The following is a 24,295-nucleotide window of genomic DNA, read 5'->3' on the forward strand; positions in this document are numbered from 1 at the left end:
ATGCAGAAAGCTCTTCCTTAGGAGTTCAAGGATGATGTGGTGCGGGTCGCGCGGCAGCGTGGCTCGGGTTCCTTGATCGGGCAGCCCTCGTCGCCCTCGTTGCCGCGTGGATAGCGGAGCTAGATCCTCACGGGGAACGTCGCGAGGATCACTACGCCCGTGACAGCGACCACGATCGCCACGACCAGCAGCGTCCGCTGAGCCCTTTCCGGACCTTTGCGCTGGGACATCGCCGTCAGGAAGAGCACTAGGGCGAACATCACGGTCAGCAGCGAGTAGTTGTCTCCGCGCTGATTGTTGACGAGCGCCAAAGCGTAGGCAGCGTCGGCCTTCTCCGTGTACTCGGCGGCCTGTTCGGTGCCCGCGGGCACGTACTCGGGAAGCCCAAATGGCGTCTTCGTCTTGCGATCCCAGGCCGCGAACGCGACCCCCAACTCATCCGAGAACAGCGACTTCAGATACGCCGCCTGCTCCGTGTCCCCAGCGTGGTCGGCGAGCAGCCACTCGGAGAACACGAGCGCGTCGAGTTGGAAGGCGTCGCGGGAAGCGGACGCGGCGTCGCTCGCCTTGATCCTGTTGCTCGACGCCTGGCTGAACGCGATGGACATCTCGCCGCCCCACTTGGACGCCTCGAAGCCACACCACGCGGTCAGCACCGCGACCACGGACAACACGATGACGGCGGTGAACTCATGCCACTCCTTGCGGGGGCGTTCGGCGTCCGCTGCCATGTCAAGAATCGTAGCCACGCGAGCGCCTAGGCTGTCATCATGAGCGACTGCATCTTCTGCCGCATTATCGCGGGTGAGATCCCGGCCGACGTGGTGGTCGAGACCGACGGCGTTCTCGCCTTTCGCGACATCGCCCCCAAGGCGCCGGTTCACGTGCTCGTGGTGCCCAAGAGGCACGAGCCGAACGTGGCCGCGCTTGCCGCCGCCGCGCCCGAAGCGCTCGCCGAGATGGCCGCGGTTGCCCAGCAGATCGCCGACGCCGAGTGCGGCGGCGAGTTCCGGTGGATCTTCAACACGGGTGCTGCCGCCGGCCAGACCGTCTTCCACGCGCACGGTCACCTCATGAACGCTGGCTCGCTCGGGTGGGACGCGTGAGCATCTCCCGCGTTGTCGTCGTGGACGAGGCCGGCGTCATGGCCCAACTGGTGGGCGCCGGCGACGGCGTGCTGCGCGAACTCGAGCGCGCGTTCCCCGACGTCGACGTGCACGTGCGCGGCAACACGCTCACGCTCAACGGCGACGAGAACGAGGTCGAGGCCGCGGCGCAGGCGTTTGAGGAACTGCGCGCGATCCTCGCCGCCGGGGTTCCGTTGACTCCCGATCTCGCGAGAGAGTCGGTGCGGATGCTGCGGTCCCCAGAGGGTGGTGGGGCGCGCGGCGACAGGCCCGTTGCCGTCCTCTCGCGCTCCATCCTGTCCACGCGTGGACGCACCATCCGACCCAAGACGAGGGGCCAGGCGGCCTACGTCAACGCGATCGAGAGCCACACCATCACGTTCGGGATCGGCCCTGCGGGAACGGGAAAGACATACCTGGCGATGGCGCAGGCCGTCGCCGCACTCCAGGGCAAGCGCGTGAGCCGCATCGTCCTGACCCGGCCCGCGGTGGAGGCCGGCGAGCGGCTCGGCTTCCTTCCGGGATCGCTCTCCGAAAAGATCGACCCCTACCTGCGCCCCCTCTACGACGCGCTGCACGACATGGTGGACCCCGAGTCGATCCCCAAGCTGATCGAGGCGGGCACCATCGAGGTGGCGCCGCTCGCGTACATGCGCGGCCGCACCCTCAACGACGCCTTCATCATCCTCGACGAGGCGCAGAACACCACGCGCGAGCAGATGAAGATGTTCCTCACGCGCCTGGGATTCGGCTGCAACATGGTCGTCACTGGAGACATCACCCAGGTGGATCTACCAGGGGGAACGCAATCCGGGCTGAGGGCCGCCCGCGACATCCTCGCCGGGGTGGACGACATCGCCTTCTGCGAACTCGGCGCCGAGGACGTGGTGCGCCATCGCCTCGTGAGCGACATCATCACCGCCTATGCCAAGGACGATGAAGCCAAGGCGAGGCTCGCGCCAGACCGTCAACAGCGTCGGCCCGGCACGCCGAAGGAGAAGCCATGATCGATGTCAACAATGAGACCGACTTTGGCGTGGACGAGGTGGAGTTCGCGGAGCTGGCCGCCTATGTGCTGCGCGAGATGAACATCGCGGACGGCGCGGAGCTCGCGATCCTGTTCGTCGACGAGCCGGCCATGGAGCAGCTGCACATCCAGTGGATGGACGAGCCGGGCCCCACGGACGTGCTGTCGTTCCCCATGGACGAGCTGCGCCCCGGGACCCCTGGCTCTCCCACCCCCGCCGGTCTCCTTGGCGACATCGTGGTGTGCCCCTCCGTGGCCGCGCGCCAGGCGAAGACCGCCGGGCACTCTGCCGAGGAGGAGATGCTGCTGCTCACCACCCACGGCATCCTGCACCTGCTCGGCTACGACCACGCGGAGCCCGAGGAGGAGAAGGAGATGTTCGCGCTGCAGCGCAAGTTGCTGCTCACGTTCCTCGCGAACCGATGACCGGCACCGACGTCTTCGTCCTCATCTTCGTTGGCGCGCTCGCGCTGCTCGGCGCGGGTTCGCTGCACGCGCTCGTGGCGGCCTTTGAGCAGCTTCCGTACGCGGATGAGCGGCGCCTTGCATCCGCCCTTCGGCCCGACGGCCGCCCCACCTCCGCGGCCAGGCTCGCCTCCTCGCCGGGAGACACTGACAACTCGGCGTCCGTTGCGTACGCGACTCTAGAGGCCTTGGGGATCGTGTGCTGGACGCTGCTTGCCGTTGGCATGGGTCAGGCGCTCGGGTGGCCCGGCTGGGTGTTCTCCCTGGTAGCGGCCGTTGTTGCGGCTGCGCTGTCGCTGCTCGTGGTGCGCGCCGTTCCGCGCTCACTCGGACGCTCGTATCCCGAGGCGACCGTGCGCGGGGTGGCGCCGCTTGCCCGGCTGCTCATCGTGCTCACCACGCCCGTGCGGGCGGTGGTGCCGGCGCTGCGAGCGCCAGCGCTCGCGGAACGTGAGGACCTCGTTGATCGCGCGCATGAGGCGCTCGATGAGGAGGACGTGGAGTTGGTCGAGGGGGTCGTCAACCTTGGCGAGACCCTTACCCGCGAGGTCATGGTGCCGCGCACCGACATGATCACCATTCAGGCGGGCACCACGCTGCGCAAGGCGCTCTCGCTGTTCATGCGCTCGGGCTTCTCTCGCGTGCCGGTGATCTCCGGGGACGTGGACGACGTCGTTGGGGTGCTCTACTTCAAGGACGCCGTGCGTGAGACCTGGGATGCGCCCGCCGCACTGGACCAGCTCGCGGACTCCGTGATGCGGGAGCCCGAGTTCGTGCCCGAGTCGCTCGCCGTTGACGACCTGCTGCGACGCATGCAGGACGACGTCTTTCACATCGCGATCGTGGTGGACGAGTACGGGGGAGTCGCCGGCCTCGTGACCATAGAGGACGCGCTCGAGGAGATCGTCGGCGAGCTCACGGACGAGCACGATCGCGCTGAGCCGGAGCCGGAGCCACTCGCCGCCGGAGGCTACCGCGTGCCGGCGCGAATGGCGCTCGATGAACTGGGCGAGCTCTTCGACCTAGAGATCGACGACGACGATGTCGACACGGTGGCCGGCCTGCTCTCGAAGGCGCTTGGGCGCGTGCCGATCCCGGGCGCCAGGGCGTCGGCCCATGGGCTGGTGCTCCAGGCCGATAGGTTTGAGGGGCGCAGGCGGCGGCTGTCGTCGGTGGTGGTTCGTCGCGAGGAGGCTTCAGGTGAGTGACGATTACCGCTCCGCCGATTACCGCTCCGGCTTCGTGGCGTTCGTTGGTCGACCCAACGCGGGCAAGTCCACGCTCATGAATGCCCTCGTAGGCGAGAAGGTCGCGATCATGTCCTCGCGACCGCAAACCACTCGGCGGGCGATCCGAGGGATTATTACCAGGGACGATGCGCAACTGATCGTGGTAGACACGCCCGGCTTGCACCGTCCGCGGACGCTCCTTGGTCAGCGGCTCAACGACCTGGTGCGCGAGACCTTCGCCGAGGTGGACGTGATCGGCTTCTGCTTGCCCGCGGACGAGAAGGTGGGCCCGGGCGACAAGTGGATAGCGCGAGAGCTCGCCGACGCGCGGGCACCGGTGGTCGCGATCGTCACCAAGGTGGACAAGGTCTCGCGCGATCGAGTTGCCGCGCATCTGCTCGACGTGTCCACGCTCGGCGACTTCGTGGACATCGTGCCCGTGTCGTCGGTCAAAGACGTGCAGATGGACGTGCTGCTCGAGGTGCTCATCTCACGGCTGCCCGTTGGGCCGCCGCTGTATCCGTCCGGCGAGGTGACGGACGAGCCGGAAGATGTGCGCATTGCCGAGCTGATCCGTGAGGCCGCGCTCGAGGGCGTCCACGACGAGCTGCCGCACTCGATCGCGGTTGTCGTTGAGGAGATGATCGAGCCAGATGACGGCGGGGTGCTGCAGATCCACGCTCAGCTCTACGTCGAGCGCGACTCGCAGAAGGGCATCATCATCGGGCGTGGAGGGACCAGGCTCCGTGAGGTGGGGGCCACGGCGCGTGCGGGCATAGAGCGCCTGCTTGGGCGCAAGGTGTTCCTCGACCTGCATGTCAAGGTCGCCAAGGACTGGCAGCGGGACCCCAAGCAAATGGGGCGGCTGGGGTTCTAGCCCACAACAGCGTCGGGCAAGCATGCCCAACCCGCGCCTTCGCGCCCCCGCGCCCTCGCGCCTTCCCGCACCCTGTCGGTACAACCGCGTCGCTTCGCGCGCGGAAACGACCCCTATGTACCGACAGCGGGAGAGCACGGTAGGGTGATCCACATGCGTGCACGCTCGCTGCTCCTTCGCTGCCGCGACGAGGCCTAACAGGCCGGATCCTCGTCGCGGTGGTTGGTGTGCCGGCTGAATCCCAGAAGACTTAGCCAGAGCAACCAAGAGGACCAACGAGATGAACCCCATTTACTACACGGGCGGCGACCAGTCGCGTTCGCCGATGCCCATCCGCAAGTACGTTCCCTTCCACGAGCAGATCGACGTGGAACTGCCGGACCGCACGTGGCCAAGCCGCCGCATCACCGAGGCCCCGCGCTGGTGCGCCGTGGATCTCCGCGACGGCAACCAAGCCCTGATCGAGCCCATGAACGCCGAGCGCAAGCTGCGCATGTTCGACCTCCTGGTCCGCATGGGCTACAAGGAGATCGAGGTCGGCTTCCCGTCAGCGAGCCAGACGGACTTCGACTTCGTGCGCCAGCTCATCGACGAGGACCGAATCCCCGATGACGTCACGATCCAGGTGCTGACGCAGGCCCGCGAGCACCTCATCGAGCGCACGTATGACTCGATCAAGGGCTCCAAGAACGCGATCGTGCACCTGTACAACTCCACCTCGATCCTGCAGCGCGAAGTGGTCTTTAGGGCGGACATGGACGAGATCGAGAACATCGCCACTCAGGGCGCCCGCCTGTGCCAGAAGTACGAGGACAACGTGCCTGGTACCAACGTGTTCTACGAGTACAGCCCCGAGTCCTACACGGGCACCGAGCTCGAGTACGCGGCGCGCGTGTGCAACGCCGTCATGGACGTCTGGAAGCCCAGCACGGACCGCAAGGTCATCATCAACCTGCCAGCCACCGTGGAGATGGCGACGCCAAACGTCTACGCGGACTCGATCGAGTGGATGAACCGCCACCTGGACTACCGGGACGCCGTGGTGCTGAGCCTGCACCCACACAACGACCGCGGTACGGCCGTCGCGGCCGCAGAGCTGGGCTACATGGCCGGCGCCGACCGCATCGAGGGGTGCCTATTCGGCAATGGCGAGCGCACCGGCAACGTGGACCTCGTGACGCTGGGCATGAACCTGTTCAGCCAGGGCATCGACCCGCAGATCGACTTCAGCGACATCGACGAGATCCGCCGCACGGTCGAGTACTGCAATCAGATCGACGTCCACCCCCGCCACCCCTGGGGCGGAGACCTCGTGTTCACGGCCTTCAGCGGCTCGCACCAGGACGCGATCAAGAAGGGTCTCGAGGCGATGGAGGCCAAGGCCCAGCGCCACGGCGTCACCGTGGACGAGATGGTGTGGGCGGTGCCGTACCTGCCCATCGACCCCCGCGACGTGGGAAGGTCCTACGAGGCCGTCATCCGCGTGAACAGCCAGTCCGGAAAGGGCGGCGTCGCGTACCTGCTCAAGACGGAGCGCAATCTTGACCTCCCGCGCCGCCTGCAGATCGAATTCAGCCGCGTTGTTCAGAAGGCTGCCGACGCCTCCGGAGCCGAGATGACCGCCGATGACCTGTGGCGCATCTTCGAGGACGAGTACCTGCCCGCGAGCGATCCCGCCAACAAGTGGGGCCGGTTCGCGCTCATGGGCACGCGCACGTCGTCCTCCGACCATGGCCCCGACACGCTCGCCGCCGACATCTCCGACCGCGGCGAGCTCGTCACGATCGAGGGCAGCGGCAACGGTCCCGTGGCCGCCTTCGTGGCCGCGCTGCGCGGGCGCGGACCCAAGGTCGAGGTGCTCGACTACCACGAGCACGCGATGAGCGGCGGCGGCGACGCCGTGGCCGCGGCCTACGTCGAGTGCCAGATCGACGACGAGATCCTGTGGGGCGTCGGCATTGACCCCTCGATCACCACGGCAACGCTCAAGGCGATCATCTCTGCGATCAACCGCCGCTTCCGGTAGCACCGCCCAAGCCAGCCCGACGCTGGGGCCAGGTTTCGTACGAAGCCACGCCCCAGCGTCGGGCCGCTACAGTGCCCGTATGAGCGAAACCGCGCCGCAGTCCAAGAACCCCATGCGGCTTGCGTTGCTGCTGTCCATGGCGATGTTCGTCCTGGTAGTAGACACATCGCTGATGAACGTGTCGATCTCCGCGGTGGTGCGGGATCTCGACACGACCGTGAGTCGCGTGCAGTCCGCGATCGCGCTCGAGGCGCTCGTCTCCGCGGCGTTCATCCTGATCGGCGGCAAGGTGGGGGACCTCATCGGCCGCAAGCGCGCGTACATCCTGGGACTGCTCGGCTACGCGGTGGGTGCGCTCGCGATGACGCTCGCCCAGTCGGTGACGGCGATCGTGGTGTTCTGGGCGGTCATCGGCGGTCTTGGCGCGTCTTTGCTGCTGCCCGCGATGCAGTCGCTCATTCACGGAAACTTCGAGGGCGACATGCAGCGCCGCGTATACGCCCTGGTAGGCGCCGCGGCGGCGATCGCGGCGGCCGTGGGCCCGCTGCTCGGCGGCGTGCTCACGACCTTCCTCTCGTGGCGCGTGGCGTTCGCGCTCGAGGCGGTGGTGATCGCGGTGGTGCTCGCCGGGATCGGGCTCGTGAAGGACGTGAAGTTCACCGGTGATCGGCATATCGACCCGGTTGGCGCGGTGCTGTCCGTGGTCGCGATGGGCGGCATCGTGCTCGGCATCCTCGTGTGGCAGGAGGGCGGCGAGGCCGTTGGCGCGCTGATCGCGGTGGGCGCGGTCGCGATGGCCGGGCTGGTGTGGTGGCTGCGCTCGGCGAAACGGCGCGGACGCCCCACCCTGATCGACCCCACCCTGTTTGGCTCCAAGCAGTTCCGCATCGGCATCAGCCAGCAGATGCTGCAGCAGATCGCGCTCGGCGGCGTGATGATCGTGCTGCCGATCTACCTGCAGATGGTCCACGAGTACAACGCGCTGCAGGCGGGGCTGTCGCTCGCGCCGCTGTCGCTGTCGATGTTCGCGGTGGCCCTCATCGCGGGGCGCAAGGCCGGCGGCGTGCGGCCGTCCACGCTGGTGCGGTGGGGCTTCCTGCTTCTCGCGGTTGGCGTGGCGATCATCATTCCGCTCGTGCCGCGGGCCGACGGCGGGCTCGCCCTGGCCATTCCCCTCGCCATCACCGGTTGCGGCCTTGGGCTGCTCGTGTCGCAGCTGAACAACTACACGCTCGCGCCGATGACGGAGGAGCGGGTGTCCGAGGCCGCGGGCGTGAACTCGGCCGCGGGCTCGTTTGGGCTGTCGTTTGGCCTGGCAGTCGGCGGTGCGGTGATGCTCGCGACCCTTGCCGGCGCGTTCACGTCGATGGCCACGGCGAGCGATGTGCTGTCCCCGGATCAGCAGACGCAGGTGGCGCAGGCGCTCGAGGATGACGCGCAGGTGATGACCAATACGCAGTTGGAGGCGCAGCTGTCGGGACAGAGCGCGGAGGTTCAGGACGAGATCATCTCGATCAACACGGATGCCAGGCATCTTGCGCTGCAGATCGCGATGCTCATTCCGCTGCTCGCGGGCCTGATCGGTCTGGGGAACTCGTTCCGCATGGCGAGGCTGCCGGACATCGCGCCGGCCGAGGACCATGGCGGGCTCATCGTTGGCTGAGCGCGAGCGGCTGGGGCCGTAGCATTGCCCGCGTGAACTTCTCCCGCACCCTGCGCCCAGTCCTCCTTGCGGGCGCTGTCGTTGTCGCCCTCGCGGCGTGCTCCGCGCCCGCCGACGAGCTCGCGAACACGGTCGCCGGGCAGCTGCCTGACCTCACGTCGCAGGGGCTCTCGAGCTTCGAGTGCGGCTCCGGCGATGCGATCGGGGGCTCGTTCCAGCAGCCCGCGGATCCGTATGTGGCCGAATGCTGGAAGGGGAAGCCCGGCTGGCAAGACCTTCCTCGACATCGCGAACTCCACGCAGGACGCCGTGATCCAGGCCACCGGCGGAACCGACGCGACCGCGGACGCTTGCCCCGAGGACTCGCTGAGTGCCGCAGGCGGAATCTCCTGCCGGGCCGCCCTCGTGACGAAGGGCACCCAGAAGGTCCTGGTGCGCACGGTCGTCGTGCTCGCGGACCCATCCACGGCGCTCGCCGGACTGCCGCAGGACCCCACGCAGGACCAGATCAACGAGCAGATCAGCGGCGCGGCCGTCGAGGTGCTCGTGGGGACGCAGTCGCCCACCAGCCCGAGCTCGCCCCAGCCCACCGCCTCCTAGGCGCGGCAACGGCCCGGCCTGAGCGAGCGTCGGGCATGCACGGGCGACAATGAGACGTGCCCCTGTACCGAGACGACGCGATCGTGCTGCGCACCCACAAGCTGGGTGAGGCGGACCGCATCGTCACGATGCTCACCAAGAATCACGGCAAGGTGCGCGCGGTCGCGAAGGGGGTGCGGCGCACGTCGAGCCGCATCGGTTCGCGCATGGAGCCATTCATGCTCGCGGACGTGCAGCTGTACGAGGGGCGAAACCTCGACATCGTGAGTCAGGTGGAGATGCGCGAACCGTACGCGCGCCGCATCGCCGCGGACTACGCGCTGTTCACGGCCGCGACCGCGATGGTGGAAACCGCGGACAAGCTCGTCGACCACGAGAAGGAGCCTGCGTTCCAGCAGTATCGGCTGCTGCACGGGGCACTGGGTTCGCTCAGCCGGCGCGAGCACGATCCAGGTTCTCTCCTTGATTCCTTCCTGCTGCGGTCTTTGGCGATCGCGGGCTACGCGCCGTCGTTCTCCGAGTGCGCCGTGTGCGGAAAGCCCGGCCCGCACCGCGCATTCGCGATCGCGGAGGGCGGAGCGGTGTGCGAGGACTGCCGTCCCTCGGGCGCCGCCGCTCCCTCTGTCGGTACATTCCTGCTGCTTGCCGCGCTGCTGGAGGGGAACTGGGCGGTCGCCGACGCCGCCGAGCCGCGCGATCGCCGCGACGCCGCAGGCCTGGTCGCCGCGTACACGCAGTACCACCTCGAGCGAAAGGTCCGGAGCCTGCCGCTCGTGGACCGCGAGTCCTGATCGCCGCGAAGCTCCACGCCCCGCAGCCCCGGCACCCTCCCGCCCCCACATCCTGTCGGTACATACAGGTCGTTTCACGCGCGCGAAGCGACGCGTGTGTACCGACAGGATGCGGGGTGGGGAAGGGGAGTGGACCGCGGGTTCTGAGCCCCGCCAAGTAGGCTGACGGTCGTGACGCCAACGCCGCCGCCCCCGCACCCCTCGGGCGCGCAACCGCCGCGGTTGCCCAAGGACGCCATCCCTCAGCACGTGGCCATCGTCATGGACGGCAACGGCCGCTGGGCCAAGCAGCGCGGCCTGCCGCGCACCGAGGGTCACACCAGGGGAGAGGCCGCCCTGCTGGACGTCGTCGCAGGCGGCATCGAGGCCGGGGTGTCCCACATCAGCGCCTACGCGTTCAGCACGGAGAACTGGAAGCGCAGCCCGGACGAGGTGCGCTTCCTCATGGGTTTCAACCGCGACGTCATCCGTCGCCGCCGCGACCAGATGAACGAATGGGGCGTGCGCGTGCGGTGGGCCGGTCGCCGGCCAAAGCTGTGGAAGTCGGTCATCGACGAGCTCGAGGAGGCGGAGCGCCTCACCGCGCGCAACACGACGCTCACGCTCACCATGTGCGTCAACTACGGCGGCCGCGCGGAGATCGCCGACGCCGCACAGGCTCTGGCGCGAGACGTGGCCGCCGGCGCTCTTGACCCCGCGAAGGTCACGGAAAAGACCTTCGCGCGCTACCTCGATGAGCCGGATATGCCCGATGTGGACCTGTTCTGGCGCTCGAGCGGCGAGCAGCGGTCCAGCAACTTCCTGCCGTGGCAGGCCGCCTACGCCGAGTACGTCTTCAGCGACGTCCTGTGGCCGGATGTGAACCGCACCCACCTGTGGGCGGCCATCGAGGAGTACGCGCAGCGGAACCGACGCTTCGGCTCCGCATAACCCAAGGAGATCCCATGCCCCCTCAGAAGTCCTTCATGGCCACCTGGCTGTTCGCGTGGCTACTCGGCTACCTCGCGATCGACCGCTTCTACCTCGGCAAAATCGGCACGGGGATTCTCAAGCTCATCACCGTTGGCGGCTTTGGCCTGTGGTACCTCATCGACCTGATCTTGGTGCTCGCGGGCGGCCAGCACGACAAGCGGGGTCGTGACCTCGCCGGATACCAGCAGTACAAGGGGATCGCGTGGATCGTGACGATCGTGGTGTTCCTGCTTGGCGGGGTGGGCGGGGTTCTGTACCAGATCGGCGGCTGACGAACCGGAGGACGATCGGCTAGCCGGCCTTGGCGGCGCAGTCCGAACAGACTCCGGTGATCTCGACCGTGTGCTCAATGTCGCTGTAGCCGTGGCGCGAGGCGAACTGCTCGGCCCAGGCCTCGAACTCCGGCACGTCCATGTCGAGCGCCTTGCCGCACACGCGGCACCGCAGGTGGTGGTGGTGCTCGGTTGGCTGCTCGCAGCGGCGATACAGGGTCTCTCCGGAGTCCGTCACCACCGCGTCCACCTCGCCGACCTCGGCGAGCGACTGGAGGGTCCGGTACACGGTCGCGAGCCCGATGGCCGAGCCTTCGTGGCGCAGGAGGTCGTGCCACGCCTGCGCCGAGCGGAAGTCGCCGGCGCCGAGCGCCTCCAGCAGGGCGGCGCGCTGCTTGGTCATGCGCTGGTTGGATGGGCGCAGTTCGGCGGTCACGTCATGATCCTCGCACGCCGCCTGCGGCGCACAGAGGCCGCGGTCGCGACCCCGGCGTAGGTGAGCACGCCGATCACGACGATGAGCGCTCCGGGCTGCAGGTTGGCGTAGAGCGTGATGGCGATGCCCACGACCGTGAGCGCGGCGCCGATGCCCATGGCCACGAACATGGTGCGGTTGAACGAGTGGGTGAGCAGCTGCGCGATGGCCACCGGCACGATCATCAGCGCGCTCACGAGGAGGACGCCCACGACGCGCATGGCGACCGTGATCGTCACGGCCGCGAGCACCGCGACCACCATGCTGAGCGCGTTCACCGGCAGTCCGGACGCCGACGCGAACTCCTGGTCGTGGGTGACCGCGAAGAGCGCGCGCCGCAGGCCTATGCCAATCGCGATGATGACCCCCGCGAGGATCACCGACACCCAGACGTCCTGCCACGAGGCCGTCGAGATCGATCCGAACAGGTAGCCGAGCAGATTGGTGCTGGTGCCTCCCGAGGCGCCGATGAGCAGCACGCCGAGCGCGATCCCCCCGTAGAACAGGATTGCCATGACGACGTCGGCGGCCGCGGTGCCGCGAGAGCGCATGCGCTCGATGATCGCGGCGCCGGCGATGGCGAAGATGATCGCGCCCGGAAGCGCGAGAGCGTCGCGCTCCGCGAGGCCCGCGATAGAACCTGCGAGCCAGCCCGCCGCGACGCCCGCGAGGGCCACATGGCCGATTCCGTCGCCCAACAGCGCCATACGACGCTGTACCAGGTACGTTCCCACGATCGGCGCGGCGACGCCCACCACGAGGCCGGCGATGAGCATGCGTTGAACAAGGGGATCGAGCAGGAGGTTCACGTTCCCACCTCCAGCATGGGGCCCGACGCTGGGGGCCGGGGATCCTCGTGCGCGTGCGTGTGCTCGTGGCCGGGTAGGGCGTGGACTCCCAGATCCTGTGGGGGCGCGCCCCGATACGAGACCGTGCCGTGATCAAGCACGACGGCCGTGTCGATGAGGCTCGCGAGCGGCCCGATCTCGTGGAGCACCACGATGATTGCGGCGCCGTCCGCCTTCAGATGGTCGAGCGTGTGGACGAGCGCGACCTGCGACTGCAGGTCCACGCCCGTCATGGGCTCGTCGAGCACGAGGAGGCGTGGCTCGCGCACCATCGCGCGTGCTATCAGCACGCGCTGCTGCTGGCCGCCGGAGAGCGATCCGACGTCCCGAAAGGCGAGGTCCGCCACCCCCAGCTGTTCGAGCGCGGCCGTGGCACGGCGTCGGGCATCCCGAGGCGGGCGCAGGCGGCCGTGACGAAGCAGACCGGCCGTGACAACCTCGAGAGACGTCGCCGCGACGCCCCCGGCGGCGGAGATGCGCTGCGGCACGTAGCCGACGTGGGCGCGCGCCGCGGGGGTCATGGGCCGGTCGTCGTAGGAGACGGTGCCGGCCGTGAGCGGCAGCACGCCGACGAGCGCGCGGATCAGCGTGGACTTGCCCGAGCCGTTGGCGCCCATGACCGCCACGGCTTCGCGCTCGCGGACGGCGAGGTCTACGCCATGCAGAATCTCGTTTCCGCCCAGCGCTACGCGGACGCCGCTCGCGGAGAGCAGCGCGCGTGGGGTTGATGCGCCCGGGTCGCTAGGAGCAGCCAAGTGCGGTCCGTAGCGTCTCGAGGTTACGGGCCATGACCGTAGCGTAGTCGTCGTCGTTGAGCACCGACTCGATCGGATCGAGCACGGCAGTGGTGGCGCCGGTGTCCTTCGCGATCGCGTCCGCGACGGCGGTGTTGATGAGCGACTCGGTGAAGATCGTCGTGGTGCCCGTGTCCTCCACGACCTTGCGGATCTCCAGCAGGCGGGCCGGGGACGGCTCCGCCTCGGGGTCGATGCCGGCGATGCCGATCTGGGTGAGGTTGTAGCGATCCGCGAGGTACGCGAATGCCTGGTGGGCGGTGACGATGTCCGTGCGCTGGCACTGGGCGAGGCCCTGCTTGAAGTCGTCGTCGATGCCGGAAAGGGTGTCTACCAGGGAGTCCGCGTTTGCCGTGTAGGTGTCCGCGTTGGCGGGGTCAAGCTGTGCGAACTCATCGCCGACCGCTGTGGCGTACTGCGCGAGCAGGCTAGGGTCCAGCCAGAAGTGGGGGTCGAAGGCGAGCGGCTCCTCGCCCTCCTCCTCGGCACCCGCGACCGCGGGGCGCAGGGTCACTGCGGATCCCGCGTCGAAGCTCTTTGCGCCGGTGGTCGCGACCGCGTCGTCGACTGCGGGCGCGAGTCCCTTGAGGTAGAGCACCAGGTCCGCGTCGGAGAGTTGGCGCACGGTGCTCGGGGAGAGCTCGAGGTCATGGGGTTCGACGCCTGGGGGCGCGAGCGCGATTACGTCGACGAGGTCGCCGCCGACGTGTTCGGCGACGTACTCGAGCGGGTAGAACGACGCGGCGACAGTCAGTTGGGCATCGGGGTTTCCGGAGGGATCCCCGGCGCAGCCGGTGACGAGAAGGAGACCGGCCGCGCCGGAGACGATTGCGAGGAGCTTCACGGAAGTCAGGTTAATGCGAGTGAGAATCATTGTCAACTGATGCGGAATTGCATCCCGCCGAGTGTGTCTCCGGTGCTACGTTGCGGGAAGGGCGTGGGCCGATGAGGGGGTGACGGCATGAGGCGAGCGGCGTGGGCTATTGCGATGACGGTGGCCGTCGTTGCCACGGCTGGCGCGACTGCAGCACCTGATGCTGCCGATCCCTCGCCCACATCCGACGCGACGAGCGTCACGCTCGAAGCGACCTGGCCGGACGCGACAATGGCGACCACGCCCCACGGCAACAGCGATGACTGGGTCGCGCGCTACGACCTGCAGCCAACCGGGCTGACGTGCCACGCATCCGCGGACAGTTTCACGCTCGAGGGAGGGTGGGGCTGCTACTCAGCCACAGCGTCGGGCAAACGGGTGTGGGAGTGGACGGCCACGCTCACTGCCGCGTCCGCCGAAGTCTTCGAGGCGGAGGGCTACTACGTGTCGATCCCGCCAGCAGGCACCTACGTCGTGGACAACGGCTACATGTGGCCGCTCGACGAGGTTGCCAGCGAGGTGTTGGACGGCAGGACCCCGATCGACGAGGCCATGCCGCTGATTCGTGCAGATCTGGGGCGCTACGACTCCCAGTGGGAAGTCGCGCTTTGGGTCGCCGCCCCGTGGGTGATTCTTGGGCTGGTTCTGGGGCTCGCCGTCTTTGTGGGCTATCGGTTTCGCAGGCGGCGCGCCGCCGCCGCGCCGGAAGAGGCGGCCAAACCGCGCCACTAGACTGTTCCGAGCACAGACCAACCCCGCAAGGAGCTCTCCGTGGCAGCACCGTCCCGCCTCGACAACGTCATCTCGCTCGCGAAGCGCCGCGGCTTCGTGTTCCCCAGCGGCGAGATCTACGGCGGAACACGTTCGGCATGGGACTACGGGCCACTCGGCGTGGAACTCAAGGAGAACATCAAGCGTCAGTGGTGGCGCGCGATGGTCACGAGCCGCGACGACATCGTCGGCCTCGACTCCGCCGTCATTCTTCCGCGTCAGGTGTGGGTGGCGTCGGGTCACGTTGGTGTGTTCACGGACCCCCTCACCGAGTGCCTCAGCTGCCACAAGCGCTTCCGCGAGGACCAGATGCTCGAGGAGTTCGAGGAGCGCAAGGGCCGCGCGCCCCAGGGTGGGCTCGCCGAGATCGCGTGCCCCAACTGCGGCACCCGCGGCCAGTGGACGGAGCCGCGCGACTTCAACATGATGCTCAAGACCTACCTCGGGCCCGTTGAGGACGAGTCCGGGTTGCACTATCTGCGTCCGGAGACCGCGCAGGGCATCTTCGTGAACTTCGCCAATGTGGTCGCGACCTCCCGCGTGAAGCCGCCGTTCGGCATCGGGCAGATCGGCAAGAGCTTCCGCAACGAGATCACGCCTGGAAACTTCATCTTCCGCACCCGCGAGTTCGAGCAGATGGAGATGGAGTTCTTCGTTGTGCCTGGTACGGACGAGGAGTGGCACCAGTACTGGATCGACACGCGCACCGACTGGTACACGGGCCTCGGCATCAGCCGCGAGAACCTGCGCCACTTCGAGCACCCCAAGGAGAAGCTCTCGCACTACTCCAAGCGGACCGTGGACATCGAGTACCGCTTTGGCTTCCAGGGCAGCGAGTGGGGCGAGCTCGAGGGCATCGCCAACCGCACGGACTTTGACCTCTCCACCCACGCCGAGCACTCTGGCAAGGACCTCCAGTACCGCGACCCCGTCACGAACGAGAAGTTCACGCCGTACGTGATCGAGCCCGCCGCCGGCCTCACGCGCTCGCTCATGGCGTTCCTCGTGGAGTCGTACGACGAGGACGAGGCGCCCAACACGAGCGGCGGCGTCGACACCCGCACGGTGCTGCGCCTGGACCCGCGCCTCGCGCCCGTCAAGGCCGCGGTGCTCCCGCTTTCGAAGTCCGACGCTCTGCTCCCGACCGCGGAGAACCTCGCCAAGGAGCTTCGCGGGTTCTGGAACGTTGACTATGACGTGACGCAGGCGATCGGCAAGCGATACCGCCGCCAGGACGAGATCGGCACGCCGTTCTGCATCACCGTCGACTTCGAGACCGTGGACGACCTTGCCGTAACCATCCGCGACCGCGACACCATGGCGCAAGAGCGGGTTGCGCTCTCGCAAGTGCGCGACTACCTGGCGACGCGCCTCATCGGCGCGTAAACCCAACCGAATCGCCCCGGCCCCGGCCCAACCGCGCTCTCGCTTCTCGCTCCAACCCCGTGTCGGTACATAGGGGTCGTTTACGCGCGCGAAGCGACGCGTGTGTACCGACAGCATGCGGGGTGGGGCGGGGCTCAAACAGGGTTTGAGACAATGGTGACCATGACAGCGACCGCAACCACAGCGTCGGCCCTTCTGCCGCCCCTGCAGATAGGGCCGCTGACGGTGCGGACTCCCGTGGTGCTTGCGCCCATGGCGGGCATCACGAATGCGGCGTTCCGGAGGCTGTGCCGCGAGCACGGCGGCGGGCTGTACGTGGCGGAGATGGTGACCTCGCGCGCTCTGGTGGAGCGCACGCCGGAGAGCCTGCGCATCATCGCCCACGATCCAGACGAGACGCCGCGTAGCGTGCAGGTCTACGGAGTGGATCCGGCCACGATCGGCGCCGCCGTGCGCATGATCGCGAGCGAGGACCGCGCGGACCACATCGACATGAACTTCGGCTGCCCCGTGCCCAAGGTCACGCGAAAGGGCGGCGGCGCGGTGCTGCCGTGGAAGCGCGACCTGTTCCGCGACATCGTGCGCGCCGCGGTGCGCGAGGCCGAGCCGTTCGGCATCCCCGTGACCGTCAAGATGCGCAAGGGCATCGACGACGAGCACCTCACCTATCTCGACGCCGGGCTGATGGCGGAGCGCGAGGGCGCCGCGGCGGTCGCCCTCCACGCCCGCACGGCCGCCGACTACTACTCGGGGAACGCAGACTGGGAGGCGATCGCGCGCCTCAAGGACGCCGTGCGGAGTATTCCGGTTCTCGGCAACGGCGACATCTGGGCCGCCGAGGATGCCGTGGCCATGGTGGAGCGCACCGGCTGCGATGGCGTGGTTGTGGGACGCGGCTGCATGGGTCGCCCGTGGCTCTTCGCGGATCTGCAGGCGGCTTTCGAGGGACGGCCGGAGCGGGCGCGGCCAACCCTGGCGTTCGTCGCGGACGCCGTCTACCGCCATGGCGAGCTCATGGTGCGCCACTTTGGCGGGGACGAGTTCAAGGCAATGCAAGAGATTCGCAAGCATATGGCCTGGTATTTCAAGGGTTATCCGGTTGGCGGAGAGGCCCGACGCTCGCTCGGCTTGGTCACGTCTCTCGCCGAGCTGCGGGGCTTGCTCGACGCCCTCGGGGACGCTCCCTATCCCGGGGTTGACGCCGAAGGTGCGCGCGGCCGTCAGGGAACTCCGAAGCGCCCTTCGTGCCCCGAGGGGTGGCTCGACACGCGCGACATCACCCCGGACCTTGAATTGAGGCTGCGCGAGGCGGAGCTGAGCGTCTCCGGAGGCTAGGCGGCGCGGGTGCTGAGGTGCACCTGGACGAAGCCCGGACCCCAGCGCTCCACCTTCTCCACCGCGAACTCCGCTGGATCGCGCAACCCCGCGAACAGGGGGATGCCGGCGCCGAGGGCCGTTGGCTGGATGGTGAGAACCAGATGGTCGAGGAGGCCCGCATCGAGCAGGGAACGGATGGTCGCTCCGCCGTCTGCGTAGATGTCTCGCTCCCCGGCCAGTTCTCGCGCCCGGGCGATGATCGCCTCCGGCTCGCCGCGCACGGCCTCGACCGTGGTGCGTTCCGCGGTGAGCGGTCGCGAGGTCGCGACCAGAAGCGGCACGTCGCCATACGGCCAGGGTCCATCGAACCCGGCCACGACGTCGTACGTTCGCCTGCCCATGACGATGCAGCCGACTCCCGCGAGGAAGTCGTCGAACTCGAGGCCGCCCGGGCGGGTGGCCGCCCACTCGTCAACGGCCATAGGTATCCCCGACTCGCGCGGCGTCTCGAGCCACGCGAGCTCGTCCTCGGGCCCGGCGATGAAGCCGTCGAGTGACATGGCGAGGTATCCAACGACGCGTCCCATTGCTCAACCCTAGGACGCGCTCGGCGGTGGTGCGCCAGCGAGCCGTTCGGCGACCTTCGCTCTCACCTTCGCGCGGCAAGCCCTCGGCGAGTGGACCACGTCGGGGTAGGGCAGCCGAACGGTGTCGTACCCTGCCCGCCGGAAGAGCTCGTCCCGCCACGCGTCGTAGGCCCTCTGCTCTGGTGTGCCGTGGAATCTCGCTGAGTCGAACTCCACGAGCGTCTGGGAGTCCGGGTCGTACCTGTCGGCGAAGAACACGTGGCCCTCGAGCACGAATCGGCGCTGGTACTTGAAGCATGCGAGGTCCGGGGTGTTGAGCACCGTGCGCGCGCCGACGTACTCGAGCCAGCTGTGCATGCCGTTGTGAAGGTGGGCGAGGAATGCGAGGAATCGTCGCCGACCTTTGACTCGGGGGTAGTAGGAGAGTGCGTCGCGGATCTTTGCCACGGTGGTCTTGCCCTCTCTCAGCGCGGCGAAGATGGCCTCGCGGGCGCCTCCGGTCGGGTCTTCTTCCCATGCGTGGATGATTGCGTGCGACACGGTGGCGACTCGGATGCCGTCAATCTCTGTGGTGGTTGCTGCCCGGGTGCAGCGCCGCAGCGTGAGCCACCGTGGGGATCTCACATGCAGCGGCGAGGGCGCGGCAGCGCGGAGATGCTGGGGCTCGTCTTCCAGCAGTCCGTGCACGGCGCATGCGGCCAGCCCCGTCAGCGCGACGGTACTTGGCAGCCACTCCATTGCCGCATGTGCCCTGGTAGTGAACGCCTCGGCGGTCCGGTGGTGCGCGAAGATGCGCGGCAGGAGTGCGTGGACCGCCCCGTCGCGCCGAGCCTCGTTCAGCGCGGCACGTCCATGCTTCCGTGACAGGTGACCCTGCCGTTGGGGAGCCTCCTCGCGCTCGAGGTCCGCGAGGAGGTCAAGGGTTCTGGCGATCCGAGGCATCCCGCGAGGATGGCGTGAATCGAGTGTGGGCGTCGGGTGCGCTAGCGGCAGCGGTGGATAACTGCGTCGGCGGGCTCTCCTGGGGACACAGCTCCGCCCCGCCCCATCCTGCTGTCGGTACAGCCGCGTCGCTTCGCGCGCGGAAACACCCTGTATGTACCGACAGGAGGTGGGGTTGGGAGGTGGGGCGGGTTGGCCCGCTAGCATCGAAGGGTGAGCGCGCTTCCCCCCCGGGTACTCGGACGCGGACGCGGAGCGTTTTGTCGATGAACCTCCAAAGCGACCCGGGCGCACTCCCTTTGAGCGTGACCGCGCGCGGATCGTCCACTCGAGCGCCCTTCGGCGCCTCGGCGCGAAGACGCAGGTGCTTGGCGCCGGCAGCGGCGACTTCGTGCGTACCCGCCTCACCCACACTCTTGAGGTGGCGCAGGTTGGTCGTGGCCTGGCCAAGGTCTTCGGCAGCGACGAGGACATCGTCGACGCGGCGTGCTTGGCCCACGACCTCGGTCATCCGCCGTTCGGCCATAACGGCGAGCGGGCGCTCGATGAGGTGTCGAGGGACATCGGCGGATTCGAGGGCAACGCGCAGACGCTGCGGCTGCTCACGCGACTCGAGCCCAAGTCTCTTGACCCGCGAACTGGCGCCAGCGTCGGGCTCAATCTCACCCGGGCCGTGCTTGACGCGTCCATCAAGTACCCGTGGCCCGAACCGGAGGCCCCGCACCGCGCGGACGGCGCGCCAACCCGCAAGTTCGGCTTCTACGAGGACGATCGCCCGGTCTTCGAGTGGGCGCGCGCGGGAGCGGAGCCGCGTTCCCAGAGTTTCGAGGCGCAGCTCATGGACTTCGCGGACGACGTGGCGTACTCGGTTCACGACGTCGAAGACTCGGTGGTGCACAACGACGTGGCGCTGTCCGTGCTGCGGGACCCGGGCCAGGCGGCGGCCGTCGCCCAGCACGTCCTCGAGTGGTACGGCCGGGGCGACGAGGCGGAGCTCCTCGCCGCTCTCGAGCGGTTGCGCGCGGAGCCGTGGTGGATGGACGAGTACGACGGCTCGCACCGCGCGCTCGCGAGCCTCAAGGACATGACGAGCCAGCTCATCGGCAGGCTCTGCGACGGAGTGGTCACGGCGACCCAGGACCGGCACGGGACCGGACCGCTCACGCGCCACAACGCCAACCTCGTGATCTCGCCCCAGGCGGAGGCGGAGATGCTCATCCTCAAGGGCATCGCAGTGCACTTCCTGATGGCGCCGCGCGAGAAGCGGGGCGGCTACCGGCAGCAGCGCGAGCGCCTAGCCGCGCTCGTGCTCGCGCTCGAGGCCAGGGGAGCGGCCGCCATGGAGCCCCACTTCGCGGAGTTCTACGAGGCGGCGGACAGCGACGCCGCGCGCAAGCGAGTGGCGGTAGACCAGGTGGCGTCGCTTACGGACAAGTCCGCTCACGACTGGTTTCACCGGTTCGTTGCGGCCCGACGCTGACGCCCCTTGAGCAGGAAGAAGAGGGCTGCGAGGGGCAACAGGACGGGCACCCAGCCGTAGCCGCTGCCGTAGCCGGTCCAGACGGTCGCATCCGGCCACAGGTCGGAGTCCACGATGCCGAGCGTGCCGACGATGAGCACGCCCGCGAGCTCCACCGAGGATCCCACGAGCGCCACGTTCTCCCACCGGCGCCACAGCGCCACGGCGATCAGCACGTACAGAGCGGCCGAGATCGCGGACACCGTGTAGGCGATGGGCGCGTCGGAGAACTTCTCGATGATCTGGTAGCTCGCGCGGCCCACGGCGGCGAGTCCGAGGATCGAGTACACGACGATGAGCACGATGCGGGCGATGGGGTTCACGGTGGCTATCCTCCCAGGACCACGGTGATGCGCCACGACGCCACGGCCAAGGCGATGCCGACGGCGATGGCCGCCCCAGCGTCGACTCGCGCGATCTGGTCTGGCGCAAGTACCGGCCGGTCCGGATCGGGATCGGCGGCGGCCGCCTCAGGGGTGCCGAGCCGCCCAATCCCGAGCAGCGGAAGCAGCGCCAGCGTCGCGAGCAGGTAGCCGATGGAGAGCACGAGGTCGGCGGAGGCGCCGCTCACAAGCAGCACCACCACCGCGCCGGCCTGCAGCACAACAGCCACATACGCCGCCGTCACCACCCACTGAAGCGACCTGTGTGTACCGACAGCGAGCAGGGTGACGATGCCGTGGAGCACGAGCGCGGCGCTCACCAGGAGCACCAGCGGATAGATGAAGTGGAGGTAGACGCCCACTACTGCTGGGCGTTCTGCACGCGCATGGGAAGGCGCGCGAGCTCCTCGCCATCCACGGAGATCACCCATGCGAGGAGGCGCTGCCTGTCGAACCGCAGCCCGTCGAAGGTGAACGCGAAGCACGCGACCTGCTCAAAGCCGTCTGCCAGGTGGGCCGGGCGGCCGAGCGTGAACTCGCCGCCCATGGCGCGCACCGGCTGCGGGTTGCCGTCATCGTCGGGGCGCAGGCCGATCGGGTACGTCTCCCCGTCCTCGGTGACCAGCTTGACCTCGAGGTTGTGCTGCAGATTGGTCTCGTTGAACGGCACGTGCGCCGTGACCGCTACCGCGAGGCGACGGTGCTGTGCGGGGAACTGCCGCACGAAGATGGTGTTCCACCCGCCTCCGAGCGCGTAGATCTTGCCATTCACAACCTCGGCGGTGTCGGCGAGGAACGCATCGACTCTCACGTTCGCAATCCTTTCAACAGACTGCCCCAAGCCTAACGGCCAGCGAACTAGAGTGAGCACGTGCCAGGGACCATCAACCGTGAGGACATCGCGGCGGTTCGCGAGCGCGCTCCCATCGAGGAAATCATCGGCCAGCACGTGGCGCTGAAGTCCGCGGGCGTAGGCGCGCTCAAGGGGCTGTGCCCCTTCCACGACGAGCGGTCGCCCTCGTTCACCGTGCGGCCCGCGGTTGGGCGGTGGCACTGCTTCGGTTGCGGCGAGGGCGGGGACGTCATCGAGTTCGTGATGCGCATGGACGGCCTGCCGTTCACGGAGGCCGTCGAATACCTGGCAGAACGCGCTGGGGTCACGCTGCGGTATGAGTCCGGGGGAGCGCGCTCCGGCCCGACGCCGGGGCAGCGCAAGCGCCTCATCGACGCTCATCGCGTGGCCCAGTCCTTTTACGCCGAGCAGTTGGCCTCGGACGAGGCGCGCACCGGTCGCGACTTCCTGCGGGAGCGCGGATTTGACCGCGCGGCGGCGGAGCAGTTTGGCGTCGGATACGCACCCAAGGGCTGGTCCTCGCTCACCGACCACCTGCGAAAGTCGGGCTTCACGGAGGACGAACTCAAAGCGTCGGGCCTGGTAAGCGAGGGTCAGCGGGGCGTGTATGACCGATTCCGCGGGCGGCTCGTGTGGCCCATCCGGGAGGTCACCGGGGACGTGATCGGCTTTGGCGCGCGCCGCCTCTATGACGACGACCAAGGCCCCAAGTACCTCAACACTCCCGAGACGCAGCTCTACAAGAAGGCGCAGGTGCTCTACGGACTGGACCTCGCGAAGGGCGCGATCCGCAGCGAGCGCACCACCGTGGTGGTCGAGGGCTACACGGACGTAATGGCGTGCCACCTCGCGGGCGTGACCAACGCGGTCGCGACGTGCGGCACCGCGTTCGGCGAGGACCACGTGAAGATGGTGCGCCGCCTCATGGGCGACACCACTCAGCTCAAGGTGGGCGCTACGGGCGCGCGCGTGATCTTCACGTTCGACGGCGACGAGGCCGGCCAGAACGCCGCGCTCAAGTCCTTCAACCTGGACGGTCAGTTCCTCGCGCAGACGTTCGTGGCCGTGGACCCCAACGGCGAGGACCCGTGCGAGATCCGCCAGCGACATGGGGACGCGGCCGTGGTCGCTCTCATGGCCAATCCGGTGCCGCTGTTCGAGTTCGTCATCCGCGCGTCCCTCGCCTCCCACAATCTCGCGACCCCAGAGGGTCGCGTGGCTGCGCTGCGCGGCTCCGCGCCGGTGGTGGCGGGAATCCGCGATGCCGCGATTCGCCCGGAGTACGCGCGCAAGCTCGCGGGCTGGCTGGGGATGGAGCCGGAACAGGTGGCTGCTGCGGTGGCCTCCGCTCACGCCGGGCCCAAGAGCCGGCCCGACGCTGGGGCGGCTCCCGCGCCAGAGGCGAGTGGGGCGTCGGCCAGGCCCAATCCCAAGGATCCGGTGACGCGCGCGCAGGCGCTCGCGCTCGGAGTGCTGCTGCAGGCGGCGCCCCAGGTGGTCGACGACCCCTCCGCGCTCGCGCTGTACGGCGCGATCTCGCCGGAGGCGTTCACCGTGCCGCAGTACCGTGCGGTGTTCGAGGCGGTCCGCGCGGCGGGGAGGCCGGCCGCGGGCACCGCTGACTGGGTGGGCGACGTGAGCCGGGAGGCGGGCGAGGCGCTCGCGGGCGTCGTGTCGCAGCTCGCGGTTACGCCCTTGCCAACGGATCGCGCGGACGGGGACTATGCGAGGTCGGTGCTTTCGCGCATGCTTGACCTTGATTTGACGCGGCAGATCGCGGAGCTGCGCGGGGCCATGCAGCGTGCGGGGGAGGGCAGCGACGAGGCCGCCACGGCCTTCGTGGGACTCATCGCGCTCGAGACGCGTCGACGCGCGCTGCGGGAGGAGTGAGCGATGCCGGGCGGACACAAGCAGCGCGTGACCCTGGTCACGCTCGGGGTGACGGATCTGGGCCGTGCGCGGGAGTTCTACGAGGCCTGGGGGTGGGTGCCGGAGTTCTCCAATGACGGCGTGGTCTTCTTTCAGGGCAACGGGCTGGTCATCGCCCTCTTTGGGCTATCCGAACTTGCGGCCGACCAGGGCAGGCCCGGGGAGGTGCTCGGGTTCGGCGCGATGACCCTGGCCCAGAACTACGGCACAGTGGCCGAGGTCGACGAGCGGTTCCGTGCGGCGCTCGCCGCGGGCGCCACGATGCTCAAGCGGCCGGAGGAGACCAACTGGGGCGGCTACAGCGGATACGTCGCGGATCCCGATGGGCACGTGTGGGAGCTCGCGATGAACCCGTTCTGGACCCTCGACGAGTGGGGGTCAACGGACCTGCGGGACCCCGCGGCCTAGGGCCGCGGGCGGACATAGAAAGCTCCCCCGACTGGACTCGAACCAGTTCGGCCAGAATACCCCACGACTGGATAGCACCAGGCGAATCGCATATATACCTGGTATTACGGTATCCAGTGCGGAGAGACACGAATAGCCACAACTGGCCACGCGTGTACTC

26 protein-coding genes and 1 pseudogene are annotated in these 24,295 nt (G+C 68.4%); 17 read left to right on the forward strand and 10 right to left on the reverse strand.

Annotation, left to right across the window (positions count from 1 at the left end; translation table 11 throughout):
- Positions 1-119: 119 nt before the first annotated feature.
- The gene (locus tag NVV57_10520) at positions 120-731 is read right to left on the reverse strand and encodes a hypothetical protein (GenBank protein ID MCR6713089.1); all 612 of its coding nucleotides are present in this window, start codon (positions 729-731) and stop codon (positions 120-122) included.
- 39 nt (positions 732-770) lie between these two features.
- Here NVV57_10520 and NVV57_10525 point away from each other — a divergent pair, with 39 nt between their 5' ends.
- The 11 genes from NVV57_10525 to NVV57_10575 all read left to right on the forward strand — a co-directional run bounded on the left by NVV57_10525 (position 771) and on the right by NVV57_10575 (position 11,049).
- Positions 771-1,106, forward strand: coding sequence for an HIT domain-containing protein (locus tag NVV57_10525; protein MCR6713090.1), 336 nt, complete (start codon positions 771-773; stop codon positions 1,104-1,106).
- A 38-nt stretch (positions 1,107-1,144) separates the two neighbouring features.
- On the forward strand, positions 1,145-2,134 hold the full coding sequence (locus NVV57_10530; GenBank protein ID MCR6713091.1) for a PhoH family protein: 990 nt from the start codon (positions 1,145-1,147) through the stop codon (positions 2,132-2,134).
- On the forward strand, positions 2,131-2,580 hold the full coding sequence (ybeY, locus tag NVV57_10535) for an rRNA maturation RNase YbeY (GenBank protein MCR6713092.1): 450 nt from the start codon (positions 2,131-2,133) through the stop codon (positions 2,578-2,580). The genes NVV57_10530 and ybeY overlap by 4 nt, the downstream gene beginning before the upstream one ends.
- The gene (locus tag NVV57_10540) at positions 2,577-3,827 is read left to right on the forward strand and encodes a hemolysin family protein (protein ID MCR6713093.1); all 1,251 of its coding nucleotides are present in this window, start codon (positions 2,577-2,579) and stop codon (positions 3,825-3,827) included. The genes ybeY and NVV57_10540 overlap by 4 nt, the downstream gene beginning before the upstream one ends.
- On the forward strand, positions 3,820-4,725 hold the full coding sequence (era, locus tag NVV57_10545) for a GTPase Era (protein ID MCR6713094.1): 906 nt from the start codon (positions 3,820-3,822) through the stop codon (positions 4,723-4,725). Before NVV57_10540 ends, era begins: the two co-directional genes overlap by 8 nt.
- A gap of 280 nt (positions 4,726-5,005) precedes the next feature.
- Positions 5,006-6,751, forward strand: a complete 1,746-nt coding sequence (leuA, locus tag NVV57_10550) for a 2-isopropylmalate synthase (protein ID MCR6713095.1) — start codon at positions 5,006-5,008, stop codon at positions 6,749-6,751.
- 79 nt (positions 6,752-6,830) lie between these two features.
- Positions 6,831-8,414 (forward strand): MFS transporter, encoded by a 1,584-nt coding sequence (locus NVV57_10555; protein ID MCR6713096.1) that lies wholly within the window; start codon positions 6,831-6,833, stop codon positions 8,412-8,414.
- Positions 8,415-8,648: 234 nt separating this feature from the next.
- Positions 8,649-9,014: a hypothetical protein gene (locus NVV57_10560; protein MCR6713097.1), complete on the forward strand. Its 366-nt coding sequence runs from the start codon at positions 8,649-8,651 to the stop codon at positions 9,012-9,014.
- 56 nt (positions 9,015-9,070) lie between these two features.
- A complete protein-coding gene (recO, locus tag NVV57_10565) occupies positions 9,071-9,805 on the forward strand; it encodes a DNA repair protein RecO (GenBank protein ID MCR6713098.1) in 735 nt (244 codons plus the stop codon).
- A 171-nt stretch (positions 9,806-9,976) separates the two neighbouring features.
- Positions 9,977-10,735: an isoprenyl transferase gene (locus NVV57_10570; protein MCR6713099.1), complete on the forward strand. Its 759-nt coding sequence runs from the start codon at positions 9,977-9,979 to the stop codon at positions 10,733-10,735.
- Positions 10,736-10,749: 14 nt separating this feature from the next.
- Positions 10,750-11,049 carry a TM2 domain-containing protein gene (locus tag NVV57_10575; GenBank protein ID MCR6713100.1) on the forward strand — a complete coding sequence of 100 codons (300 nt, stop codon included), beginning with the start codon at positions 10,750-10,752 and terminating at the stop codon, positions 11,047-11,049.
- A gap of 19 nt (positions 11,050-11,068) precedes the next feature.
- On the opposite strand, the gene NVV57_10580 is transcribed toward NVV57_10575, so the two are convergent.
- From NVV57_10580 to NVV57_10595, 4 genes are read right to left on the reverse strand one after another with little or no spacing between them, the layout of a single operon-like run.
- Positions 11,069-11,452 carry a transcriptional repressor gene (locus tag NVV57_10580; GenBank protein MCR6713101.1) on the reverse strand — a complete coding sequence of 128 codons (384 nt, stop codon included), beginning with the start codon at positions 11,450-11,452 and terminating at the stop codon, positions 11,069-11,071.
- Between the two features lie 29 nt (positions 11,453-11,481).
- Positions 11,482-12,333 (reverse strand): metal ABC transporter permease, encoded by an 852-nt coding sequence (locus NVV57_10585; protein MCR6713102.1) that lies wholly within the window; start codon positions 12,331-12,333, stop codon positions 11,482-11,484.
- Entirely contained in the window at positions 12,330-13,127 is a 798-nt protein-coding gene (locus NVV57_10590; protein ID MCR6713103.1) for an ATP-binding cassette domain-containing protein, read from the reverse strand. The genes NVV57_10585 and NVV57_10590 overlap by 4 nt, the downstream gene beginning before the upstream one ends.
- The gene (locus tag NVV57_10595) at positions 13,114-14,010 is read right to left on the reverse strand and encodes a zinc ABC transporter substrate-binding protein (GenBank protein MCR6713104.1); all 897 of its coding nucleotides are present in this window, start codon (positions 14,008-14,010) and stop codon (positions 13,114-13,116) included. The genes NVV57_10590 and NVV57_10595 overlap by 14 nt, the downstream gene beginning before the upstream one ends.
- Before the next feature lie 144 nt (positions 14,011-14,154).
- On the opposite strand from NVV57_10595, the gene NVV57_10600 reads away from it, so the two are divergent.
- The 3 genes from NVV57_10600 (at position 14,155) to dusB (ending at position 17,532) form a co-directional block, all read left to right on the forward strand.
- Positions 14,155-14,772 (forward strand): hypothetical protein, encoded by a 618-nt coding sequence (locus tag NVV57_10600; GenBank protein ID MCR6713105.1) that lies wholly within the window; start codon positions 14,155-14,157, stop codon positions 14,770-14,772.
- A gap of 39 nt (positions 14,773-14,811) precedes the next feature.
- Positions 14,812-16,197 (forward strand): glycine--tRNA ligase, encoded by a 1,386-nt coding sequence (locus tag NVV57_10605; protein MCR6713106.1) that lies wholly within the window; start codon positions 14,812-14,814, stop codon positions 16,195-16,197.
- A gap of 162 nt (positions 16,198-16,359) precedes the next feature.
- Positions 16,360-17,532 carry a tRNA dihydrouridine synthase DusB gene (gene dusB, locus NVV57_10610; GenBank protein MCR6713107.1) on the forward strand — a complete coding sequence of 391 codons (1,173 nt, stop codon included), beginning with the start codon at positions 16,360-16,362 and terminating at the stop codon, positions 17,530-17,532.
- On the opposite strand, the gene NVV57_10615 is transcribed toward dusB, so the two are convergent.
- Together NVV57_10615 and NVV57_10620 are read right to left on the reverse strand one after the other, a co-directional pair.
- Positions 17,529-18,101, reverse strand: a complete 573-nt coding sequence (locus NVV57_10615; protein ID MCR6713108.1) for a dihydrofolate reductase family protein — start codon at positions 18,099-18,101, stop codon at positions 17,529-17,531. The genes dusB and NVV57_10615 overlap by 4 nt on opposite strands.
- A 9-nt stretch (positions 18,102-18,110) precedes the next feature.
- Positions 18,111-19,043: an endonuclease domain-containing protein gene (locus tag NVV57_10620; GenBank protein MCR6713109.1), complete on the reverse strand. Its 933-nt coding sequence runs from the start codon at positions 19,041-19,043 to the stop codon at positions 18,111-18,113.
- A 232-nt stretch (positions 19,044-19,275) separates the two neighbouring features.
- Here NVV57_10620 and NVV57_10625 point away from each other — a divergent pair.
- A pseudogene (locus tag NVV57_10625) lies at positions 19,276-20,523 on the forward strand (deoxyguanosinetriphosphate triphosphohydrolase).
- On the opposite strand, the gene NVV57_10630 reads toward NVV57_10625, so the two are convergent.
- From NVV57_10630 to NVV57_10640, 3 genes are read right to left on the reverse strand one after another with little or no spacing between them, the layout of a single operon-like run.
- Positions 20,496-20,885, reverse strand: coding sequence for a hypothetical protein (locus NVV57_10630; GenBank protein ID MCR6713110.1), 390 nt, complete (start codon positions 20,883-20,885; stop codon positions 20,496-20,498). The pseudogene NVV57_10625 and the gene NVV57_10630 overlap by 28 nt on opposite strands.
- A 5-nt stretch (positions 20,886-20,890) precedes the next feature.
- The gene (locus NVV57_10635; protein ID MCR6713111.1) at positions 20,891-21,307 is read right to left on the reverse strand and encodes a hypothetical protein; all 417 of its coding nucleotides are present in this window, start codon (positions 21,305-21,307) and stop codon (positions 20,891-20,893) included.
- Positions 21,307-21,756 (reverse strand): hypothetical protein, encoded by a 450-nt coding sequence (locus NVV57_10640; GenBank protein ID MCR6713112.1) that lies wholly within the window; start codon positions 21,754-21,756, stop codon positions 21,307-21,309. Before NVV57_10640 ends, NVV57_10635 begins: the two co-directional genes overlap by 1 nt.
- A gap of 60 nt (positions 21,757-21,816) precedes the next feature.
- Between NVV57_10640 and dnaG the strand changes: the two genes are divergently transcribed.
- Positions 21,817-23,688 carry a DNA primase gene (dnaG, locus tag NVV57_10645; GenBank protein ID MCR6713113.1) on the forward strand — a complete coding sequence of 624 codons (1,872 nt, stop codon included), beginning with the start codon at positions 21,817-21,819 and terminating at the stop codon, positions 23,686-23,688.
- Between the two features lie 3 nt (positions 23,689-23,691).
- Complete coding sequence (locus tag NVV57_10650; GenBank protein MCR6713114.1) at positions 23,692-24,135, forward strand: VOC family protein; 444 nt, start codon at positions 23,692-23,694, stop codon at positions 24,133-24,135.
- The last annotated feature ends 160 nt before the right edge of the window (positions 24,136-24,295 follow it).

This window comes from Demequina sp., assembly GCA_024707205.1.
Taxonomy (GTDB): Bacteria; Actinomycetota; Actinomycetes; order Actinomycetales; family Demequinaceae; genus Demequina.

What these genes read in the sequence shown, in the direction of transcription:
- NVV57_10575 (MCR6713100.1), top strand. Translation starts at nt 10,750, where the DNA reads ATGCCCCCTCAGAAGTCCTTCATGGCCACCTGGCTGTTCGCGTGGCTA.
- dusB (MCR6713107.1), top strand. Translation starts at nt 16,360, where the DNA reads ATGACAGCGACCGCAACCACAGCGTCGGCCCTTCTGCCGCCCCTGCAG.
- NVV57_10600 (MCR6713105.1), top strand. Translation starts at nt 14,155, where the DNA reads ATGACGGTGGCCGTCGTTGCCACGGCTGGCGCGACTGCAGCACCTGAT.
- NVV57_10580 (MCR6713101.1), bottom strand. Translation starts at nt 11,452, where the DNA reads ATGACCAAGCAGCGCGCCGCCCTGCTGGAGGCGCTCGGCGCCGGCGAC.
- leuA (MCR6713095.1), top strand. Translation starts at nt 5,006, where the DNA reads ATGAACCCCATTTACTACACGGGCGGCGACCAGTCGCGTTCGCCGATG.
- NVV57_10555 (MCR6713096.1), top strand. Translation starts at nt 6,831, where the DNA reads ATGAGCGAAACCGCGCCGCAGTCCAAGAACCCCATGCGGCTTGCGTTG.
- ybeY (MCR6713092.1), top strand. Translation starts at nt 2,131, where the DNA reads ATGATCGATGTCAACAATGAGACCGACTTTGGCGTGGACGAGGTGGAG.
- NVV57_10620 (MCR6713109.1), bottom strand. Translation starts at nt 19,043, where the DNA reads ATGCCTCGGATCGCCAGAACCCTTGACCTCCTCGCGGACCTCGAGCGC.
- NVV57_10525 (MCR6713090.1), top strand. Translation starts at nt 771, where the DNA reads ATGAGCGACTGCATCTTCTGCCGCATTATCGCGGGTGAGATCCCGGCC.
- NVV57_10615 (MCR6713108.1), bottom strand. Translation starts at nt 18,101, where the DNA reads ATGGGACGCGTCGTTGGATACCTCGCCATGTCACTCGACGGCTTCATC.
- NVV57_10520 (MCR6713089.1), bottom strand. Translation starts at nt 731, where the DNA reads ATGGCAGCGGACGCCGAACGCCCCCGCAAGGAGTGGCATGAGTTCACC.
- NVV57_10530 (MCR6713091.1), top strand. Translation starts at nt 1,145, where the DNA reads ATGGCCCAACTGGTGGGCGCCGGCGACGGCGTGCTGCGCGAACTCGAG.
- NVV57_10560 (MCR6713097.1), top strand. Translation starts at nt 8,649, where the DNA reads ATGTGGCCGAATGCTGGAAGGGGAAGCCCGGCTGGCAAGACCTTCCTC.
- NVV57_10650 (MCR6713114.1), top strand. Translation starts at nt 23,692, where the DNA reads ATGCCGGGCGGACACAAGCAGCGCGTGACCCTGGTCACGCTCGGGGTG.
- NVV57_10540 (MCR6713093.1), top strand. Translation starts at nt 2,577, where the DNA reads ATGACCGGCACCGACGTCTTCGTCCTCATCTTCGTTGGCGCGCTCGCG.